The 1,646-nt window shown below is 63.3% G+C and carries 2 protein-coding genes and 1 pseudogene; 2 read left to right on the top strand and 1 reads right to left on the bottom strand.

Annotated features, from left to right (window positions below):
• Nucleotides 1-885, bottom strand: an 885-nt coding sequence (locus tag VGD20_RS08725) for a nitronate monooxygenase (RefSeq protein ID WP_331134070.1), incomplete at its 3' end; no start/stop codon positions are given.
• Nucleotides 886-1,088: 203 nt separating this feature from the next.
• On the opposite strand from VGD20_RS08725, the gene VGD20_RS08730 reads away from it, so the two are divergent.
• Both VGD20_RS08730 and VGD20_RS08735 read left to right on the top strand, forming a co-directional pair.
• Nucleotides 1,089-1,259, top strand: a complete 171-nt coding sequence (locus tag VGD20_RS08730; RefSeq protein ID WP_331134071.1) for a YezD family protein — start codon at nt 1,089-1,091, stop codon at nt 1,257-1,259.
• Nucleotides 1,260-1,362: 103 nt separating this feature from the next.
• Nucleotides 1,363-1,646 (top strand): annotated as a pseudogene (locus VGD20_RS08735) (TonB-dependent receptor); the annotation flags it as partial.

Consider the following 1,646-nt stretch of genomic DNA (forward strand, 5'->3'; position numbering starts at 1 on the left):
GACATCACCGTCGATCACTGCACGGCGCAGTGCGCCGGCCCAATAATGCTCGATTTCAAGCTGCGCCGCCATCATGTCGACTTCGCCCGCGTCCAGCTTGTTAGCAACCTCGCGCTGCTTTGCCGTGAACGCCTCGGTCCCCGCGTTCTTGAGCGCACGGACGGGAATGACGGGCAGGCGCGGGTCGATCTGCACGCTCGCGACCGCTTCGCGTGCCGAGGCGCGCAGGAACGCCTTTTTGAAATTGGGGTGTGCGATGCTTTCGGTGGCACAGACGAACCGCGTTCCAAGCTGCACGCCCGACGCGCCCATCTCCAGATAGCCGGCGATCGCCTCGCCGCGACCGATGCCGCCGGCAACGAAGATCGGAACTTCGCCTGCGAGCGTCGGCAGGATTTCCTGCGCGAGCACGCTCGTCGACACCGGGCCGATATGGCCGCCGGCCTCCATGCCCTCGATCACCAGCGCATCGACGCCCGAGCGGACGAGCTTCTTCGCGAGCGCGAGGGTGGGGGCGAAGCAGATGACCTTGGCGCCCGACGCCTTGATCGCTTCGAGGCTGCCTTTCGGCGGCAGGCCGCCTGCAAGCACGACGTGACCGACGCCATGTTTCGCACAGACGTCGATCAGGTCGAACAGCTGCGGGTGCATCGTGATCAGGTTCACCCCGAAGTTTCGCGTCGCGAGGGCCTTCGTTGCGGCGATCTCGGTATCGAGCAGTTCGGGCGTCATCGCGCCGCACGCAATCACGCCGAAACCGCCGGCGTTGCTGATCGCGCTGACGAGGTTGCGCTCGGAAACCCAGCTCATCGCACCGCAGAGGATGGCGTAGTCGCTGCCGAGAAGTCCGGTTCCGCGGGCCATCAGATCGTTAATTTTGCTCATTGAGGCAGCCTTTGCCAGCACTGGGACTCGGGCGCAATCCCTAGCGTCGTTGCGGCCGTCGGCGCGCCGGGCCGCTGAATCCGTTGGGCGCATCCATTTGGCGTGACAACCGAACCTTTCGGCGCAGAAAGCAAATCAATCATTGTCAACTAAATTACTTGGCATATGCTTGCCCGGCGAATCCACGAGGGAAAGGAATTATCATGAGCGCTATCAACGAAGTCGCCAAAGGCGGCTCCGAAGAGGTGCCGCGCGCCATTCAGACGGTGCTCGAGGCACTCGGCAAGCTGAAATTCGGTGCGATCCAGCTGACCGTGCACGAGGGGCGCCTGGTGCAGGTCGATGTCACCGAGCGGCACCGCTACCCCAACTGATTTTGACCAGCTCCCGAAGGGGGAATTGACCCTCATCCTGCCGCAGACCGGACCGCCGGATGTGGCAATTTTCGTGCATCTTCAAAGCAACAGGAAAATTGTCATGACCGCAAAATATCCGTCCGTCCGACGCCGTATTCCGGCGTCAGCCCTTACGCTCTCGTTTCTGCTCGCGTTTGGCGCGGCCCCCGCCATGGCCGAGGAAAGCGACGCCGGCGATGCCGCCGCCGCAACAGTTGCCGCGGCCGACGAGGCCGACAGCGACGTCAGCCGCGGCGACATCATCATCGTCACGGCCCGCCGCCGTCAGGAAACCGCACAGGAAGTACCCGTCGCGATCTCGGTGATCCGTGGTGATTCGATCGAGGCCACCGGTAATTTCAACGT

The sequence above is a fragment of the Sphingopyxis sp. genome (assembly GCF_036402335.1).
Classification (GTDB): Bacteria; Pseudomonadota; Alphaproteobacteria; order Sphingomonadales; family Sphingomonadaceae; genus Sphingopyxis.

What these genes read in the sequence shown, in the direction of transcription:
- VGD20_RS08730 (WP_331134071.1), top strand. Translation starts at nt 1,089, where the DNA reads ATGAGCGCTATCAACGAAGTCGCCAAAGGCGGCTCCGAAGAGGTGCCG.